Source organism: Nocardioides sp. ChNu-99 (genome assembly GCF_029493445.1).
Lineage (GTDB): Bacteria > Actinomycetota > Actinomycetes > Propionibacteriales > Nocardioidaceae > Nocardioides.
Map to the genome: position 1 here is coordinate 76,563 of NZ_JAHWBL010000005.1, position 17,534 is coordinate 94,096.

Here is a 17,534-nt window from a genome sequence, read left to right on the forward strand (position 1 = left end):
AGAAACAGGCCCTCCGTAGCGTCCGGCTGCCAGCACGACCCTCCCCCCGGGGCGTGACGCCGGCACCCGTCCCCCGCGGCCACGAGAGGTCTGTCTTGTCCTTGCTGCCTGCCTTCACCCGCTCCGGAGCGCCCCGCGCCCGGAGCGCCACCCGGAACGCCGTCCGAGCGCTCAGCGGCGCCGCGCTCGTCGCGGCGACCCTGTCCGCGGGCGTCGCGTCCGCCGCCCCGACCACCGCACCCTCCGGCGACGACTGGGAGGTGGAGGTCGTCCCCGGCGGTTACGAGGTGACCGTCGACCTCGACGCGCCGCTGCCGATCGTCTCCGACGCGCCCACCATCGTGGTCGACGGCCAGTCGCTCGGCGTCGCCACGGAGTCCGCCGACGGCCTCAGCCTCGCGGCCGTCACCACGGACGCCTCGGTGCTGCGCGCCCGCACCGTCGAGCCCGGCTGGGCCAGCACGGCGCCGACCGGCGCCGCCGGCCTCGCCGCCGAGGCGCCCGCCGCGACCCCCGAGGCGTCCGCGCTCGCGGCGCTGGCCGACGACCCGGCCGCGCTCGGTGACCTCGCCTGGGACGAGGCGGTCTACTCCTTCGGCGACCAGTCCGTCGACCTCGCCGCAATCGGCGGCATCCGCGGCGAGATGGAGGGCAAGCTCTACCTCCCCGAGGGTGACGAGGCCCGGCCCACGGTCGTGCTGCTGCACGGCCGCCACAGCTACTGCTACGGCACCGGGGACGCCAACCCGGACCGCTGGCCCTGCTCGGCCACGCAGCTGTCGATCCCCAGCTACCTCGGGTACGACGGCACCGCCCGCACCCTGGCCAGCCACGGGTACGCCGTGGTGTCGATCTCGGCGAACGCGATCAACGCCAACGACAACCAGCTCGCGGCCGACCAGGGCGCCGTCGCGCGCGGCCAGCTCGTGCTCGACACCCTCGACCTGCTCGCCGACGCCTCGGCCGGCGAGCCCGTCGTCCTCCACGACGCCGCGACGGACGCGGACGTCACGCTCGACGCGGCGCTCGACGCCGGCACGGCGGCCGTGGCGGAGCGCTCCGAGGGCTTCGTCGGCGGGTACGACGCGCCCGACGACCTCGCCGCGAGCGACCTCGTCGGTCGCTTCGACCTCACCAACGTCGGCCTCATGGGCCACTCCCGCGGCGGCGAGGGCATCACGTCGGCGGCGACGCTCAACGGCGCCCGCGACGAGCCCTTCGGCTTCACCTCGGTGCTGCCGCTGGCCCCGGTCGACTTCGGCCGCATGACGGTGCCCGGCCTCGCGATGAACGTCGTGCTGCCCTACTGCGACGGCGACGTCAGCAACCAGCAGGGCCAGCACATGCTCGACGACAGCCGCTACGCGTTCGGCGACGACGCGCTGCGCTCGGGCACGTGGGTGATGGGCGCGAACCACAACTTCTACAACACGGTCTGGACCCCGGGCGTCTACCGCTACAGCGTCAGCGACGACTGGAGCGGCACGAACCCCGCCAGCGCCCGCGCCACCGAGCCGGTCTGCGGCACCGCCCCGAGCACCGCTGCGACGTCGATCCGCATGACGGCGCAGGAGCAGTACGACCAGGGCACGTCGTACATGGCCGCCTGGTTCCGCCTCACGCTCGGCGGCGAGGAGCAGTTCCTGCCGATGTTCGACGGCACGGGCGCGGTCCCGGCCGCCCTCGGTGCCGAGGACGTCCGCACGCAGGCCACCGCGCCCGCGTCGGCCCGCTCGACGGTCGCGACGTTCGAGCAGACCAGCTCGCTCATCCGCACCACGACGGGCGCCACGGCGACCGTCTGCGCCTCGCTCGGCGGCCGCACCGTCGGCCAGACCCTGCCGGCCTGCGCCACCACCGCGCAGTCGGCCCAGGTGCCGCACTGGACGCCCGCGTCCAACGCGACCAACGTGCCCGCCACGCCGATGACCCGGCTGAGCTGGACCGCCGCGGGCGCCGGGCTGCGCGTGGCCGTACCGGCCGCGCGCCGTGACGCCAGCCCGTACGAGCGCCTGTCGCTCAAGGTGGCGGCCGACGAGACCGTCGTCGGCGGCACCGACGCCACCCTCACCGTCGTCGACGGCACGGGTGCCCGCTGGTCCGCGCTGGTCTCCGAGCTCAACCCGCAGGCCCTGCGCCGCCTCCCGTCCTCGGACACGGCGACGAGCGCCAGCACGCTGGGCAAGATCGTCCTCCAGCAGCTGGCGGTGCCGCTCGGCACGCTGTCGGCCGCCGGGCTCGACCTGGGCGACCTCCGCGAGGTGAGCCTCACGGGCGCCCCGGTCGAGGGCGGTGCCACGACCGGCGGTGCCTACCTGTCCGACCTCGCGTTCGAGTCGTCCGCCGTGGGCGACCTCGGGGTCGGCGACCTGCCCGTCGTCGAGGTCTTCGCCCCGGCCACCGAGGAGGGCGACGCGCCCGGCACGACCGACGTCGCCGTCCACCTCGACCGCCCGGCCACGTCGACCGTCACCGGCTACGTCTCCCTGCTCGGCTCGGGCACCGCCCGCGCCGGCGCCGCCATGGAGCGCGTCGACTTCGCCCCGGGCGAGACCTGCCGGGTCGTCACCGCCACGCTCAACGGCGACACGACGGCCAGCACGACCGCGTCGACCGCGCTCAAGGCGTCGGTGGTCAACACCCGCGGCGCCGTCATGGGCACCGACTCCATCGTCTTCGCCACGATCCGCGAGGACGACGGCACCGTCGCCGCCACCCCGACCGGCACCGCGGTGCCGGAGCTGCCGCCCGTCGGCACCAGCGGCGACCCGTGCGCCGAGCTGGCCACCCTCACCGGCGGCGAGCTCGACGTGGCGGCGTCGGTCACCCCCGGTACGGCGCTCGCCGTCACCGCGGGCGGCTTCCGCGCCGGCGAGTCCGTCACGGTGACCGCGCCCGGCGTCGAGCCGGTACGGGTCGTCGCGGACGGCGACGGCGTCGCGACGGCGAGCCTCGCCGTACCGGCCGACACCGCGCGCGGTGCCCTGGCGCTCACCGCCACCGGCGCCGGCACGGGCCGGGTCGTCGAGGGCTCGACCCTCGTGCGGGACACCACCAGCCTCACCGCGCCGGCGACGGCGACGGGCTCGTTCGGCACGGCGGCGACGGTCGTCGTCGAGGTCGGCACGCCCGAGGGTGCGCCGGGGGCGACCGGCACCGTCGAGGCCCTGTGGGGCACCGGCGCGGTCGCGACCGCCGCGGTCGTCGACGGCCGGGCCACGCTGCGCCTGCCGGCGTCGTGGCGCCCGGGCACCTACCGGGTCGGCCTGCGCTACCTCGGTGACGACACGACGACCCCCGCCACCGGCGGCGTCGTGGTCACCGTCGGCAAGGCCCGCTCCACGCTGCTGGTCTCGGCGTGGCCGCAGCCGATCCCGGCGGGCCGCACCGGCACGCTCGGCATCCAGGTGGGCAACTCGAGCGGTGCGCCGTACAACGGCACCGCCCAGGTGGTCTACGGCGACGTGCGCCTCGTGGCGAACGTCCGCAACGGCCTCGCCCGGGTGACGCTGCCCGCGATGCCGACCGGCTGGTACCGCCTGCGGGTCTGGACGGACGCGAACCACCCGACCATCGCGGCCGCCGGCGCGTCATTCTCGGTGCCCGTGCGCCGCTGACCGAACCGCAGCACCTGTAGTACCGCAGCACCGACGGGAGGGCCGTCGCCGGGAGACCGGCGGCGGCCCTCCTCGCCGTACCCCGGGCGTCAGGCGGCTCGGCGCCCCGTGCAACGCGGTGTCCGGGCTGCTGCACACGCGTCCGGCGCCTGTCCCAGACGCTGCAGCACCGCAGGTGACCTCAGCACCGCAGCAGACGGCCGGCCGGTACGGCGTGGCCCCCGGGGCGCGTCAGGAACCGGCGCGCTCCGCCTCGCCGCGCAGCACGCAGAACTCGTTGCCCTCGGGGTCGGCCAGCACGGCCCAGCCGGTGCCGTCCTCGGCGCGCAGGTCGTCGACGAGGGTGGCGCCCATGCCGAGGAGCCGCTCGACCTCGGCGTCGCGCCGGTCGTCCTCACCGCTCGGGGCGAGGCAGAGGTGCAGGCGGTTCTTGACCGTCTTGGGCTCGGGGACGCGCAGGAACAGCAGGTCGCGGCCGTCCGGCAGCGTCATGCCGGTCTCCTCGTCGTCGCCGTCCGCGTCGTCGTCGAAGACCGGCAGCTCGAGCACGCGGCCCCACCAGGCGGCCAGGGCGCGGGGGTCGGCGCAGTCGACGCAGATGTTCACGATGTGCAGGCTCATCGCAGCACCGTGCCACGGCGGACCCTGCGAGGAAAGCCTGGGGTCTGCGGCCCAGGCGTCGACCGCGGACCACAGGTCTCCCCGCCCGGGCGGGGAGACCCCAGGGGCCCTCAGAACAGGTAGCGCCGCGAGCGCTGCGCGACGGAGCCGGCGCCGGCGACGAGCAGGCGCGACAGCTCGTGCTCGAGCACGGAGCCGACGCGGGCGCAGAACGCCTCGGGCTCCTCGGCGGCGTCGGGCTGCTCGGGCACGACGACGTCGACCACCCCGCGCGCCGCCAGGTCGAGCGCCCGCACCTGCTGGGCCCGGGCCATCTCGGCGGCGTGGTCGAGGTCGCGGTGCACGATCGCGCTCGCGCCCTCGGGCGGCAGGGGAGAGAGCCACGCGTGCTGCGCCGCGACGACCCGGTCGGCCGGCAGGAGCGCGAGCGCCCCGCCGCCGTTGCCCTCGCCGAGCATGAGGCACAGCGTCGGGGCGTCGAGGGTCACGAGGTCGGCCAGGCAGCGGGCGATCTCGCCGGCCAGCCCGCCGTTCTCCGCGTCGGCCGAGAGCGCGGCGCCCTGGGTGTCGATGACGCTGACGAGCGGCAGCTTGAGGTCGGAGGCCAGCCGCATCCCGCGCCGGGCCTCGCGCAGCGCCTCCGGTCCCATGGGCCGCTCCCGCGTCTGCCCGCGCCGGTCCTGGCCGAGGAACACGCAGGGGGCGTCGCCGAAGCGGGCCAGGGCGATGATGAGCCCCGGGTCCGCCTCGCCCTCGCCCGTGCCGTTGAGCAGCACGACGTCGCTGGCGGCGTACTTCAGGAGGCGGCGCACGCCCGGGCGCTCCGGGTCGCGCGAGCGGGTGACGGCGTCCCACGTCTCCACGTCGGGTACGGCGTCCAGCACCGGCGCGGGCACCGTGCCCACGCCCTGGCGCCGGGCGAGCAGGATCGTGAGGGTGCGGTCGACGATGTCGGCGAGCTCGTGCGGGGCCAGGACGGCGTCGATGATGCCGCGGGCGTAGAGGTTCTCCGAGGTCTGCACGCCCTCGGGGAACGGCTGGCCGTAGAGCGCCTCGTAGACCCGGGGGCCGAGGAAGCCGACCAGGGCGCCGGGCTCCGCGACGGTCACGTGCCCGAGCGAGCCCCACGAGGCCATGACGCCGCCGGTGGTGGGGTGGCGCAGGTAGACGAGGTAGGGCAGCCCCGCCTTCTTGTGCGTGGCGACCGCGGCCGAGATGCGCACCATCTGCACGAACGCCGGCGTGCCCTCCTGCATGCGGGTGCCGCCCGAGACGGGCGCGGCCAGCAGGGGCAGGCCCTCGGCGGTCGCGCGCTCGACGGCGGCCACGACGCGGTCGGCGGCCGCCCGGCCGATGGAGCCGGCGAGGAACCGGAACTCCCCGAGCAGCACCGCGACGCGGCGACCGCGGATGAGCGCCTCGCCCGTCACGACCGACTCGTCGGTGCCGGCCTTCTCGGCGGCGCGGGCGAGCTCCGCGCCGTACTCCTCCGAGATCTCCCCCCGCACGGGCGGGGTGTCCCAGGAGCGCCAGCTGCCCGCGTCGAGCACGAGGTCGATCAGGTCGTGGGAGGTCAGTCGCTCGGTCACGGGGTGGACGCTAGCCCGCCGGCCGGGCCCGTGCGAGGCTCCCGTCCGACCAGGGGACCGACCGGTAACCTGGCGGCGGCCGCACGCGGGTGCGGCACGGCGATCGGATCCCCCACATGCCCCCACCCGGGAGCGCGCCGGGCCAGGACGGGCCCGTCGCGGTGACGGCGCTGCTCGCGAGCGAGCACCCCGACCTCTTCCGCGCGACCCTCGACGCGGTCCCCGACGCCGTCGTCATCGTCGACGGCCAGGGCGTGATCGTCACGGCCAACACCCAGGTCGAGGGCGTGTTCGGCTACCGGCCCGCCGAGCTCGAGCAGCAGCTGATCGAGGTGCTGGTGCCCACCCGCCTCCGCACCGGGCACCCGCGGCGCCGCTCGAGCTACACCCGGCGTCCCATGGGCCTGCTGCAGCTCGCCGCCGTGCGCCGCGACGGCACCGAGTTCCCCGCCGAGATCTCGCTCGCGCCCATCGAGCTCGGCGACGGCACCACCTGGACGGCCGCCACCGTCCGCGACATCTCCGAGCGGATCCGGCTCGAGGCCGAGTCCGAGCGCCTGCGCGACGAGATGCTCGCGACCGTCACCCACGAGCTGCGCACGCCGCTGACGGTGATCATCGGCTACGTCGACATGCTCCTCGAGCTCGACGAGACGCTGCGCCCCGAGGCCCGCCGCACGATGCTCGGCAAGGTGGCGCGCAGCGCCCACCGCGAGCTCACCCTCGTCAACGACCTCCTCACCCTGGCGACCGGCACCCTGCACGCCGTGCCCCTCGAGCTGGAGGACGTCGACCTGGACGCCCTGGTGCGGACCACCGTCGCCGAGCGCCGCACCGAGGCCGCCAGCCGGGCCGTCACCCTCGTCGCGCGGCTGTCCGACGCGGACGCCGAGCGGGGTACGGCGGGAGCCGCCGCGCGCGCGCCGGTCGCCCGCGCCGATCCGCAGCGGCTGCGGCAGGTGCTCGACAACCTGCTCGGCAACGCGCTCAAGTTCACGCCGGCCGGTGGCCGCGTCGTGCTCGGCGTCGAGGTGCTCGGCGACAGCGTGGTGCTCACCGTCGCCGACACCGGGCCGGGGATCCCGGTCGAGGAGCGGGAGCGGATCTTCGAGCGCCTCTACCGCGTGCCCACCGCCATCGCCGACGCCGTCCCCGGCACCGGTCTGGGTCTGGCCATCGTCAAGGCCATCGTCGAGGCGCACCGCGGCACCGTGGCCGTCACGAGCGAGATGGGCACCGGCAGCACCTTCACCGTGCAGCTCCCCGGCGCCCGCTGAGCCGCCGAGCCGGGCCGCTCACGGCAGGAGGCCGTGGCGGCGGGCGAGCACGGCGGCCTCGAGCCGGGTCGACGCGCCCAGCTTGGCCATCACGGCCTTCACGTAGCCCTTCACCGTGTGCAGCGTCAGGCCGAGCTCGGCCCCGATCCGCGCGTTGCCGTGCCCCAGCGCGACCAGGCCGAGCACGTCTGCCTCGCGCGGCGTGAGCGCGACGGCGGGCAGCGTCGCGCCGGGGCCCTCGCCCGTGCCCCGCGGGGTCCGCTCGGCGAGCGTGTCGGCGGTGCGCAGCAGCGCGTCACGCAGGCGCGGGTCGTCGAGCTGCCCGGCGATCAGCCGCAGGTCGGCGTACGCCGCGCGCACCCGCTCGCGCAGCGGGTCGGGCCCGGGCGCCTCGGGCGGCGGGACGGGTCGCGGCGTGGCCCGCGAGAGGACCAGCTCCTGCTCGAGGGCCCGGGCCTCGGCGGTGAGCACGTCGAGGGCCCGCCCGGCGAGGCCGCCCGGGGCGTGGAGCGCGCCGTACAGCACCGCGACGGGGCGCCGGCCGACCACCACGGGGACGGCGGCCATCGCCCGCAGGCCCTCCGCGGCGATGATCGCGTCGTAGCGGTGGGAGATGGAGCGCGAGGACAGGTAGTCGCTGAAGGCGTGCGCCCGGCCGAGGGTGATGACGCGGCCGCCGAGGCCGTGCCCGGGCTGCAGGCGGGTGCCCGCGAGGGCGCCGACGGTGCGGCCGTCGAAGGTGTCGAGGGTGACCCGGCCGTCCTCGACGCGGCCGGCGAAGGCGAGCGAGACGGCCGCGTCCCGGCGTACCCGCCCCAGCGCCTGGCGCGTCGCCGCCCGCACGTCCCCGGCGCCCACGCCCCGGTCCCGCTCCGCCATGTGCTCCCCGCCCGCCCTCGTCGCCGACGCCCGGCCCCCCTCCTCGGAGGGTGGTCGCCGGGAGGTGGGCGGCGCACGATGTGACGCCGACCACCCGTGCCGATCATAGGAGGCCCCCGTGACCGCCGCCCCCGACGTCGCCCCCGACACCACCCCCGACACCGCCCGCAGGATCGAGGGCTGGCTCGCCGAGTACGCCGCACCCGACGCCTGCGCGGCCGCGCTGCTCTGCGACCGCCACGACCCCGACGCGGTCGCGTTCACGCTCGTCGACGCCGACCTCGGGGTGCGGGCGCTGACCTACGGCGAGCTGCGCGACCTCTCCTCCCGGCTGGCCGCGGGGCTCGCCGAGCGCGGCGTCGGGCGCGGCGACGCGGTGGGGGTGCTGATGGGCAAGCGCCTGGAGTACGTCGTGACCGTCGTCGCCCTGTGGCGCCTCGGCGCCGTGCTGGTGCCGCTCTTCACGGCGTTCGCGAGCGGCGCCATCCAGGTGCGGGTGAGCGGGAGCGGCGCCCGGCTGGTCGTCACCGAGCCGTCGCAGCGGGCGAAGCTCGACGCGGTCGAGGGCGTCGAGGTGCTCGTGACCGGGCCGGAGTACGACGCGCTGCTGACCCGCGAGCCGCTGGCCGAGCCGGCGGTGGTCGGCGGCGACGGCCTGCTGGCGATGCTCTTCACAAGCGGTACGACGGGGAAGCCGAAGGGCGTGCCGATCCCGGTGCGGGCGCTGGCGGCGTTCAGCTCCTACCTCGTGCACGGGCTCGACGTCCGGCCCGACGACGTGTTCTGGAACGCCGCCGACCCGGGGTGGGCCTACGGCCTCTACTACGGCGTGCTGGGCCCGCTGGCGCAGGGCCGGACCAACGTGCTCGTCGACGCCGGCTTCTCGCCGGACCTCACGCGGCGGGTGATCGAGCGTCTCGGCGTGACGAGCTTCGCGGGCGCGCCCACGATGTACCGCGCCATGTCGAAGGACCCCTCCTTCACCGGCTTCACGCTGCGGCGCGCCTCGTCGGCGGGCGAGCCGCTGACGCCCGACGTCGTCGCGTGGGGCGAGCGGGCGCTCGGCGTGGAGGTGCGCGACCACTACGGCCAGACAGAGCACGGCATGTGCATCGTCAACTGCTGGGCCGACGGCGTGCGCGAGCCGGTGCGGCCCGGGTCGATGGGTCCGGCGCTGCCCGGGTTCGCCGCGGGGATGGTCGAGGGCCAGATCGCGCTGGACGTCGAGGGCTCGCCGCTGATGTTCTTCCGCGGCTACCACGACGCGCCGGAGAAGTCGGCCGAGCGCTTCACCCGCGACGGTCGCTGGTACCTCACCGGCGACACCGGCCGCGTCGACGAGGACGGGCACTTCTACTTCTCGGCCCGCGACGACGACGTCATCCTCGCCGCCGGCTACCGCATCGGCCCGTTCGACGTGGAGAGCGTGCTCGTCACCCACCCCGCCGTCGTCGACGTGGCCGTGGTGGGCAAGCCCGACGAGGTGCGCGGCGAGGTCGTCGCGGCGTACGTCGTGCTGGCGTCCGGCACCGAGCCCACCGACGACCTGGCCCACGACCTGCAGCAGCTGGTGCGCAACGAGTACTCGGCCCACGCCTACCCGCGCATCGTGCACTTCGTCGCGGAGCTGCCGAAGACCCCCAGCGGGAAGGTGCAGCGCTACCTGCTGCGCCGCCGCGAGGACTGAGGCCCGCTCTCGGTGGTCGAGGCTGGGTTGCTCTGGCCCCGGTGGTTGAGGTGGGTTGCTCTGGCAACCTCTCGAAACCAGGCCCGGGTGTCGTGGTGGTTTCGAGGGCCGCTGGCGCGGCCACCTCAACCACCGGTCTGACGTGGCCGCGTGCGGTGGTTGAGGTGGGTTGCTCTGGCAACCCCTCGAAACCACGCCCGGGTGTCGTGGTGGTTTCGAGGGCCGCTAGCGCGGCCACCTCAACCACCGGATCGGACCCTGGCGCGGCCACCTCGACCACCGGAACGCCGCTGGCGGCCACCTCGACCACCGGAACGCCGCTGGCGCGGCCACCTCGACCACCGGGACTCGCTCAGAGCAGCGTGGACCAGTAGTCCCAGAACCGCTCGAGGATCAGCACGACGACGACGAGGTACACCGCCACCACGCCCAGCAGCGACCACCTCCGGGCGGCGCGGACGGCGCCGGACCGCGCGAGGCCGGCGCCGAGCACCCCGGCCTCGGCGTTGCGCACGGTCACGTGCCAGGCCAGCGGCACGACGACGGCCCACACGACCATGCAGTAGGGGCACAGCGCGTTGATCGAGTAGAGACTCTGGGCGATCAGCCAGGCCACGAACGCCGCGCCCAGCACGACGCCGGCCTGCAGGCCGGCCCAGAACCACCGGGCGTAGGACGCGCCGGCGAGGATCCCCGCCCCCACGGCGACGACGACCGGGAACGCGGCGACGCCGATCACCGGGTTGGGGAACCCGAACACCCGCGCCTGCTCGGTCACCATCACCGAACCGCAGCTGAGCACGGGGTTGAGGCTGCACGACGGCACGTACGACGGGTCGACCAGCAGCTGGATCCGCTCCAGCAGCAGCGTCACCGCGGCGACGAACCCGACGGCGCCGGTCACGACCAGCAGCCACCCCAGGCGACGGTCGCGGTCCCGGGCCTCGAGGGCCTCCAGCTCGGCCCGCTCGGCGGGTGTGAGGTCGACGTCGAGCGCGGTCACCGGGCGAATGTAGCCCCGCTTCCTGGGGGTGAGCGCGCGCCCCCGCATCCCGCCGCCCGCAGCCCGCTCAGCCCAGCGCCCGGTCCAGGTTGGTCGCGGCGCTGATGAGCGAGAGGTGCGTGAACGCCTGCGGGAAGTTGCCCAGCTGCTCGCCGGTGAGGCCGACCTGCTCGGCGAAGAGCCCGAGGTGGTTGCCGTAGGTCAGCATCTTCTCGAACGCCAGCCGCGCGTCGTCCACCCGACCGGCGCGGGTGAGTGCCTCGACGTACCAGAACGAGCACATCGAGAAGGTGCCCTCGGCGCCGTCGAGGCCGTCGTGGGAGTCCTGCGCCTCGGGGTCGTAGCGGAAGACGAGCGAGTCGGTGACGAGGTGCTCCTCGATGGCGTCCAGCGTCGAGAGGAAGCGGGGGTCGCCGGGGGCGGTGAACTTCACGAGCGGCATGAGCAGCAGCCCGGCGTCGAGCACGCGGGAGCCCTCGGCCTGGGTGAACGACTCCAGGTCGGGGTCCCACGACTCGGCCATGACGCGCTCGTAGATCTCGTCGCGCACCTTGCCCCACGCCGCGATGTCGCCGGGCAGGCCGCGGCGGCGGGCGACGCGGATCATCCGCTCGACCGCCACCCAGCACATGAGGCGCGACGTGGTGTGCGGCCGCGGCTCCTGCCGGATCTCCCACATGCCGTGGTCGTCGCGGTCCCAGTTGTCCATCACCCACTCGAGCACCGTGCACAGGTCGGACCAGCCGTCGTGGCTGATGCCGGCGCCGTACTTGTCGAAGAGGTAGACCGAGTCGACGAGCTCGCCGTAGATGTCGAGCTGCAGCTGGTCGACCGCCGCGTTGCCGACCCGCACGGGGCGCGAGCCGCGGTGGCCGGCGAGGTGGTCGAGCTCGTGCTCCTCGACCGGCACCTTCCCGTCGAGGTCGTAGAGCACCCGCAGCGGGCCGAGGCGCTCGTACGTCGGGTCGTCGCGGTCGGCCTCGCCGATGCGGCGCGAGAGCCACGCGGTGAACGCGGCGGCCTCGTCGGTGAACCCGAGGCGCAGCAGGCCGTAGAGGGTGAACGCCGCGTCGCGGATCCAGACGAACCGGTAGTCCCAGTTGCGCTCGCCGCCGATCTCCTCCGGCAGGCTCGTCGTCGGCGACGCGATGACGCCGCCGCTGGGCTCGTGGCACATCAGCTTGAGGGTGATGGCCGACCGCTCGACCGCACCCCGCCAGCGGCCGGCGTACGACGAGCTGGCCAGCCAGCCGCGCCAGTACGACGTCGTCCGGTCGAGCAGCGACGCGGTGTCGTCGACCGCGCAGGGCACGGGCTCGGCGCCCTCGGCGAGCACCTCGAGCACGAACAGCGCGGTCTCGCCCTCGGCCAGCTCGACGTCGGCGACGACGACCCCGCCGTCGATCACCAGGTCGTGGGTGGAGGACAGCACCAGGTCGACGTGGCCGTCGGGGATGGAGATGCCGCCCTCGACCTGCGTGGGCGTCGCGTCCTCGCGCCCGTAGTCGTGGCGCACCTGCACGCGGGTGACGAACGGCACGGCGCCGCGCACGGCCGAGACCCGTCGTACGACGCGCTGGCGGTGCTCGTCGTCGTGGGGGCGCAGGACCGGCATGAAGTCCTGCACCTCGACGACCCCCTGGGGGGTGAGGAAGCGGGTGACGAGGATGGCGGTGTCGGGCAGGTAGTACTGCTGCGTGCGCGTCACCTCGCCGGTCGGCCGCAGGGTCCACGCCCCGCCGACCTCGGGGTCGAGGAGGGCGGCGAAGATGCTGGGCGCGTCGAAGCGGCCCGGGCAGAACCAGTCGATGGTGCCGTCGGTGGAGACCAGGGCGCAGGAGCGCAGGTCGCCGATGAGGCCGTGGGCGGCGATGTCGGGCGCCCGGTCGGTGCGGGCCTCCTCAGTCACCGAGGCGCCACCCGCCGGGCGCGAGGTCGAGCGCGGCCTGCGGGCCCCACGAGCCGGGCTCGTAGGGGAGCACCTCGGGGCGGTCGTCGAGCACCGGCTGGCAGACCTCCCAGAGCCGCTCCACCTCGTCGGAGCGTGTGAAGAGCGTCTGGTCGCCGCGCAGCACGTCGAGCAGCAGCCGCTCGTAGGCCTCGAGCGCGAACGACTCGCCCCCGTCGCCGTGCACCTGCAGCTCCATGGTGGCGATGGTGATGTCGAAGTCGCGCCCCGGCCGCTTGGCGCGCACGTCGACGGTGATCCGCGGCTCGTCCGTCAGCTCGAGCACCAGCTCGTTGCCGCAGGCGGGCGCCGCGAACATCGACGACTCGGGGTCGCGGAAGCGCAGCGTGATGGTGCGCCGGCCCTCGGCGAGCGACTTGCCGGTGCGCAGCAGGAAGGGCACGTCGCGCCAGCGCTCGTTGTCGACGCAGACCTCGGCGGCGACGAACGTCTCCACGTCGGAGTCGTCGGCGACGTCCTCCTCGTCGCGGTAGCCGGCGTACTGCCCGAGCACGACCTTCGCGGGGTCGAGGGGGCGGATGGCGCGGAACAGCGCCGACTTGGCGTCGCGGACCGCGTCGGCCTCGAACGCGCCCGGGTCCTCCATGGCGACGAAGCCGAGCAGCTGGAAGAGGTGGGTGGAGATCATGTCGCGCAGGGCGCCCGTGGACTCGTAGAAGCTCGCCCGGCCCTCGATCGACAGCGACTCGGGCACGTCGATCTGCACCGAGGCGATGGAGCGGCGGTCCCAGGCCGGCTCGAAGAGACCGTTGGCGAACCGCAGCGCGAGGATGTTCTGCACCGCCTCCTTGCCGAGGAAGTGGTCGATGCGGAAGACCTGCTCCTCCTTCACCACGTCGAGCAGCGCGGCGTCCAGCCGCTCCGCCGAGGCCAGGTCGAGCCCGAACGGCTTCTCCACGACGAGCCGGGCGCGGTCGGTGAGGTCCTCGCGGTCGAGCATCCCGATCATGTCGGTCATCGCCGACGGGGGCAGCGACAGGTAGACGAGCCGGCGTACCTCCTCCACGTCGGTGCCGGCCTCGTCGGCCACCTCCTGCTCGGCGGCCCGCACGGCCGCGGCGAGGTCGGAGCCGTCGTCGGCCGACGCCGTCTGGAAGCTCAGCCGCTCGAGCAGCCCGTCGACGGCGTCGCGCTCGTCGGGCTCCGCCTGCTCGACCAGCGCGTCGCGCAGGCCGTCGCGGAACTCCTCGTCGCTGCCGGGGGAGTGCCGGCCCGAGCCGATGACCCGGTACGACGCGGGCAGCCACCCCGACGCCGCCAGGCGCAGCAGCGCGGGGAAGAGCTTGCGCTCGGCGAGGTCGCCCGTCGCGCCGAAGAGCACGACGACGTGGGGCGGGGGCGGCGTCTGCGAGGTCTGCTCGGACATGCCCCCAGCCTGCGCGACGGCACCAACTGCGCCCCGGGCCGCGCCGCCCGCGGGGCCGGTCCCGCGGGCCCGGGCTCAGCCCACGGGGCCGAAGGTCGTGGGCGGCTCCTGGGTGCCGAGGAGCCACGCGGTGAGGAACGGCGTGAGGTCGGTGCCCAGCTGCTCGGAGAGCCACGGCCAGTACTGGTCGCGGCCGATGCTGCGGTAGACGCCCTCGCCGCCCGCCGTCGGCCACGCCCGCACCATCTCCCAGAACGCCTCGTCACCGACGGTGGTGCGCAGCTCGTGCCACATCACCGCGGGCGGGACGTAGATGTTGCTCTGGCCGAAGGAGCTGCCGTCGTACGCCGCGGGCGGGCCGTAGGAGTCACGCAGGGCCTGGTCCTCGAGGGCGTAGTACCCCACGTAGTCGTCGACGTCCTCCCCGATGTCCTCGGCCTCCCACAGGATCTGCAGGTACATGGACATGCCCTCGTTCATCCACACGTCGCTCCAGTCGTCGGGCGAGACGACGTTGCCGTACCAGTGGTGCGCGATCTCGTGGACGATCACCTCGGGCGACAGCGTGTACCCGGTGTTGCCGTAGGTGATCATCGTCTGGGTCTCCATGGCGCTCTCGGAGTCGACGACGACGGAGCCGAGGCTGCTGAACGGGTAGGGGCCGAGCCGCTCCTCCAGCCAGGCGAGCGCCTCCTTGGTCGCCCCGAGCCGCTCGAGGGCCTCGTCGTCGCCGTCCGGGGTCCAGTAGGTCAGCGGCACGCCCGAGTCGCTGACGTCCTCGGTCAGCTCGTAGTCGCCGACGGCCACGGTCGCGAGGTACGACGACATCGGCTCCGGCGCGTGGAACCGCGCCACCGACTGCTCGTCGTCCTCCGCCTGCTCGACGAGCTCGCCGTTCGCGACGCCCGTCCAGCCCGGCTGCGTGCGGACCGTGACGTCGTACAGGGCCTTGTCGGCCGGCTGGTCGTTGACGGGGTACCAGGTGAACGCGCCGTACGGCTCCTGCATCGTCCAGAGCCAGTCCTCGCTGTCCTGCGAGGTGGAGCGCGTCAGGCCGACGCCGGAGAAGTCGCTGCGGTCGGTCGGGGCGGCGGCGGGCTCGGCGGGCCCGCGGTAGGTCACCGTCAGCCGGTGCTGCGACTCGATGAGCACCGGCTCGTCGACGACCAGGTGGTCGCCCTCGCGGCGGAAGGCGTCGGTCGGGGTGCCGTCGAGGACGAGGTCGGTGACCTCGAGGTGCGCGGCGAGGTCGAGGCGGAACCCCGGTGCGGCGCTCGTCGACCGGAAGGTGACCGTCGTGGTGCCCTCGAGCTCCGGGTCCTCGCCGTCGTCGGCGTCGTCGGGGAACCAGCGGAGCTCGATGTCGTAGTGCAGCGCGTCGACCCCGGGGTGGCCCTTGTCGGGGTAGACCGAGTCGGTGCGTGGCGTGCTCCGCGCCACCGCGAGCTCGGCGTCGTCCGGCAGCTCGACCGGGTCGAGGTCGGTGTCGCTGCCGCCGCGGCTCCCCCCGCCGGCGCCCCCGCCGCTGTCGTCGCCGTCGTCGCCGCCGCCCTCGCGGGGGCCGGCCTCGCTGGCGCCGCCGGTGACGCGGTCGGCGGTGTCGTCGTCGAGCCCGGTGACCACGCCCACGCCGGTCGCGCCGGCGAGGAGCACGACCGCCGCGCCGGCGGCGAGCCACGTGCGGGTACGGCGGGCCCCACCGCCCCGCGCGTCCTGCTGCTCGCCGGGGGTCTGATCGGGGGCCTGGCCGGGGGCCTGGTCGGGGGCCTGGTCGGGGGCCTGGTCGGGGGCCGTCGCGCCCGGGTCGGGGGCACGACCGGGTGTCGGGCGGGGCGGCAGCGGGCGCGGCGACGACATGGCGCTCAGTGTGCCGTCCCGGCCCGGCGTGCGCAGCCTCACACCGGCGCGACGTGGACGGGGCCGGGGCCCGGGGAGGCCGTCGTTAGGGTGCCGATCATGTCCGACCTGCTCATCCGCCAGGCCCGTCTGGTGCCCGTCGGTCGGGGGGTCGTCCCCGGCCCCTCCGGTCGTCCCGTCGACGTCGCGGTGACCGACGGCCGGGTGACCGCGGTCGGCCCCGACCTGCCCGTCCCGCCGGGCGCGAGCAACGCGGAGGTCGTCGACGCAGAGGGCCGGTGGCTCATCCCCGGGCTGTGGGACTCCCACGTGCACCTCGGGCAGTGGACGCTGGCGTCGCAGCGGCTCGACCTCACGGCCGCGCGCTCCCCGGAGGACGTGACGCAGCGGGTCGCCGAGCGCCTCGCGGAGCTGCCCGGCCACCCGGTCATCGGGTGGGGGCACCGCTCGGGCGGGTGGGACCGCGACGTGACGGTGAGCGAGCTCGACGCCGTGTCGGGCGACGTGCCGGTGGTCCTGATCTCGGGCGACGCCCACCACGCCTGGCTCAACACCACGGCGCTGCTGCACCTGGCGATGCCGGTGCGGGACTCGGTCGTGCGCGAGGGGGAGTGGTTCGCGGCGTACGCCCGCCTGTCCACCCTCGTCGGCGACGACGGCACGTCGCCGGAGGCGTACGGACGGACGCTCGACGCGGCGGCCGCGCTCGGCGTCGTGGGGCTCGTCGACTTCGAGTTCTCCGGCGGCGCGACCGAGTGGCTGCACCGCTGGGAGCACGGCTGCGACCGGCTGCGGATCCGGATGTCGACCTACGCCGAGGGCCTCGACGACGTGCTGCGCCTGGGGCTGCGCACCGGCGACGTCCTGCCGGGCGTGGCCGACGTGACCGGCCCGGGCGACGACCGCCTGACGATGGGCCCGCTGAAGATCATCTCGGACGGCTCCCTCAACACCCGCACGGCGTGGTGCTGCGAGCCGTACGCCGACGCCCACCGCCTCGAGTACCCCGCGGGCCAGCCCAACCTGTCGGGCGCCGAGCTGCACGACCTGCTCGCCCGGGCGCACGCCGCGGGGCTGGAGGTCGCCACGCACGCGATCGGGGACGCGGCCGCGGCGGCCGCGCTCGCGACGTACGCCGCCACCGGCGCCCGCGGCTCCATCGAGCACGCGCAGATGCTGAACCGGGCGGACTCGCGGCGGATGGCCGAGCTCGGCATCCGGGCCAGCGTGCAGCCGGCGCACCTGCTCGACGACCGCGACCTGACCGAGAAGATCTGGCAGGAGCGCTCGGCGCGGTGCTTCGCCTACCGCTGGATGCTCGACGACGGCGTCGACGTCGTGCTCGGCTCCGACGCGCCCGTGTCGCCGCTGGACCCGTGGCTGGCGATCGCCGCGGCGGTGCACCGCAGCGCCGACGAGCGGGAGCCGTGGCACGGCGAGCAGGCCCTCACCGTCGCCGAGGCGCTCGCGGCGTCCACCGACGGCTGGGGCACCGTGGCCGTGGGCCACCCGGGTGACCTCGTGCTGCTCGACGCCGACCCGTACGCCGCGTTCCCCACCACCGCCGAGCAGGGCGCCTGGCTGCGCCACCTGCCCGTCGCCGCGACGTACGTCGCCGGCCGCGCCGTCCACGGTGCGGGCATCGACCTGGGCTGAGGCCGTTCCGGTG

General features: G+C 75.1%; 11 protein-coding genes. 4 read left to right on the plus strand and 7 right to left on the minus strand.

Annotated elements, in window-relative coordinates; translation table 11 throughout:
* Positions 1-95 precede the first annotated feature (95 nt).
* Complete coding sequence (locus tag KK617_RS03390; RefSeq protein ID WP_277498104.1) at positions 96-3,617, plus strand: hypothetical protein; 3,522 nt, start codon at positions 96-98, stop codon at positions 3,615-3,617.
* A gap of 231 nt (positions 3,618-3,848) precedes the next feature.
* Here the strand turns inward: KK617_RS03390 and KK617_RS03395 are convergent, their stop codons facing one another.
* Together KK617_RS03395 and KK617_RS03400 are read right to left on the minus strand one after the other, a co-directional pair.
* Positions 3,849-4,238, minus strand: coding sequence for a VOC family protein (locus tag KK617_RS03395; protein WP_277498105.1), 390 nt, complete (start codon positions 4,236-4,238; stop codon positions 3,849-3,851).
* A gap of 110 nt (positions 4,239-4,348) precedes the next feature.
* Positions 4,349-5,827, minus strand: a complete 1,479-nt coding sequence (locus KK617_RS03400; protein WP_277498106.1) for a carboxyl transferase domain-containing protein — start codon at positions 5,825-5,827, stop codon at positions 4,349-4,351.
* A 116-nt stretch (positions 5,828-5,943) separates the two neighbouring features.
* On the opposite strand from KK617_RS03400, the gene KK617_RS03405 reads away from it, so the two are divergent.
* A complete protein-coding gene (locus tag KK617_RS03405; protein ID WP_277498107.1) occupies positions 5,944-7,104 on the plus strand; it encodes an ATP-binding protein in 1,161 nt (386 codons plus the stop codon).
* 18 nt (positions 7,105-7,122) lie between these two features.
* Here KK617_RS03405 and KK617_RS03410 read toward each other — a convergent pair whose 3' ends face one another.
* Positions 7,123-7,983, minus strand: coding sequence for a LuxR C-terminal-related transcriptional regulator (locus KK617_RS03410; protein ID WP_277498108.1), 861 nt, complete (start codon positions 7,981-7,983; stop codon positions 7,123-7,125).
* Positions 7,984-8,101: 118 nt separating this feature from the next.
* Here KK617_RS03410 and KK617_RS03415 point away from each other — a divergent pair, with 118 nt between their 5' ends.
* Positions 8,102-9,670: an AMP-binding protein gene (locus KK617_RS03415; protein ID WP_277498109.1), complete on the plus strand. Its 1,569-nt coding sequence runs from the start codon at positions 8,102-8,104 to the stop codon at positions 9,668-9,670.
* Positions 9,671-10,022: 352 nt separating this feature from the next.
* On the opposite strand, the gene KK617_RS03420 is transcribed toward KK617_RS03415, so the two are convergent.
* The 4 genes from KK617_RS03420 to KK617_RS03435 form a co-directional block, all read right to left on the minus strand.
* Entirely contained in the window at positions 10,023-10,673 is a 651-nt protein-coding gene (locus KK617_RS03420) for a vitamin K epoxide reductase family protein (RefSeq protein ID WP_277498110.1), read from the minus strand.
* 67 nt (positions 10,674-10,740) lie between these two features.
* On the minus strand, positions 10,741-12,582 hold the full coding sequence (locus tag KK617_RS03425; RefSeq protein ID WP_277498111.1) for a glycoside hydrolase family 15 protein: 1,842 nt from the start codon (positions 12,580-12,582) through the stop codon (positions 10,741-10,743).
* Positions 12,575-14,008, minus strand: coding sequence for a glucose-6-phosphate dehydrogenase (zwf, locus tag KK617_RS03430; RefSeq protein ID WP_277498112.1), 1,434 nt, complete (start codon positions 14,006-14,008; stop codon positions 12,575-12,577). The genes KK617_RS03425 and zwf overlap by 8 nt, the downstream gene beginning before the upstream one ends.
* Before the next feature lie 75 nt (positions 14,009-14,083).
* Complete coding sequence (locus KK617_RS03435) at positions 14,084-15,865, minus strand: M1 family metallopeptidase (RefSeq protein ID WP_277498113.1); 1,782 nt, start codon at positions 15,863-15,865, stop codon at positions 14,084-14,086.
* 99 nt (positions 15,866-15,964) lie between these two features.
* Between KK617_RS03435 and KK617_RS03440 the strand changes: the two genes are divergently transcribed.
* Positions 15,965-17,521 carry an amidohydrolase family protein gene (locus KK617_RS03440; RefSeq protein ID WP_277498114.1) on the plus strand — a complete coding sequence of 519 codons (1,557 nt, stop codon included), beginning with the start codon at positions 15,965-15,967 and terminating at the stop codon, positions 17,519-17,521.
* Positions 17,522-17,534 lie beyond the last annotated feature (13 nt).

Bases quoted from the DNA above. Each gene is read 5' to 3' on its own strand.
- KK617_RS03395 (WP_277498105.1), bottom strand. From the start codon at position 4,238: ATGAGCCTGCACATCGTGAACATCTGCGTCGACTGCGCCGACCCCCGC.
- KK617_RS03405 (WP_277498107.1), top strand. From the start codon at position 5,944: ATGCCCCCACCCGGGAGCGCGCCGGGCCAGGACGGGCCCGTCGCGGTG.
- KK617_RS03410 (WP_277498108.1), bottom strand. From the start codon at position 7,983: ATGGCGGAGCGGGACCGGGGCGTGGGCGCCGGGGACGTGCGGGCGGCG.
- zwf (WP_277498112.1), bottom strand. From the start codon at position 14,008: ATGTCCGAGCAGACCTCGCAGACGCCGCCCCCGCCCCACGTCGTCGTG.
- KK617_RS03435 (WP_277498113.1), bottom strand. From the start codon at position 15,865: ATGTCGTCGCCGCGCCCGCTGCCGCCCCGCCCGACACCCGGTCGTGCC.
- KK617_RS03440 (WP_277498114.1), top strand. From the start codon at position 15,965: ATGTCCGACCTGCTCATCCGCCAGGCCCGTCTGGTGCCCGTCGGTCGG.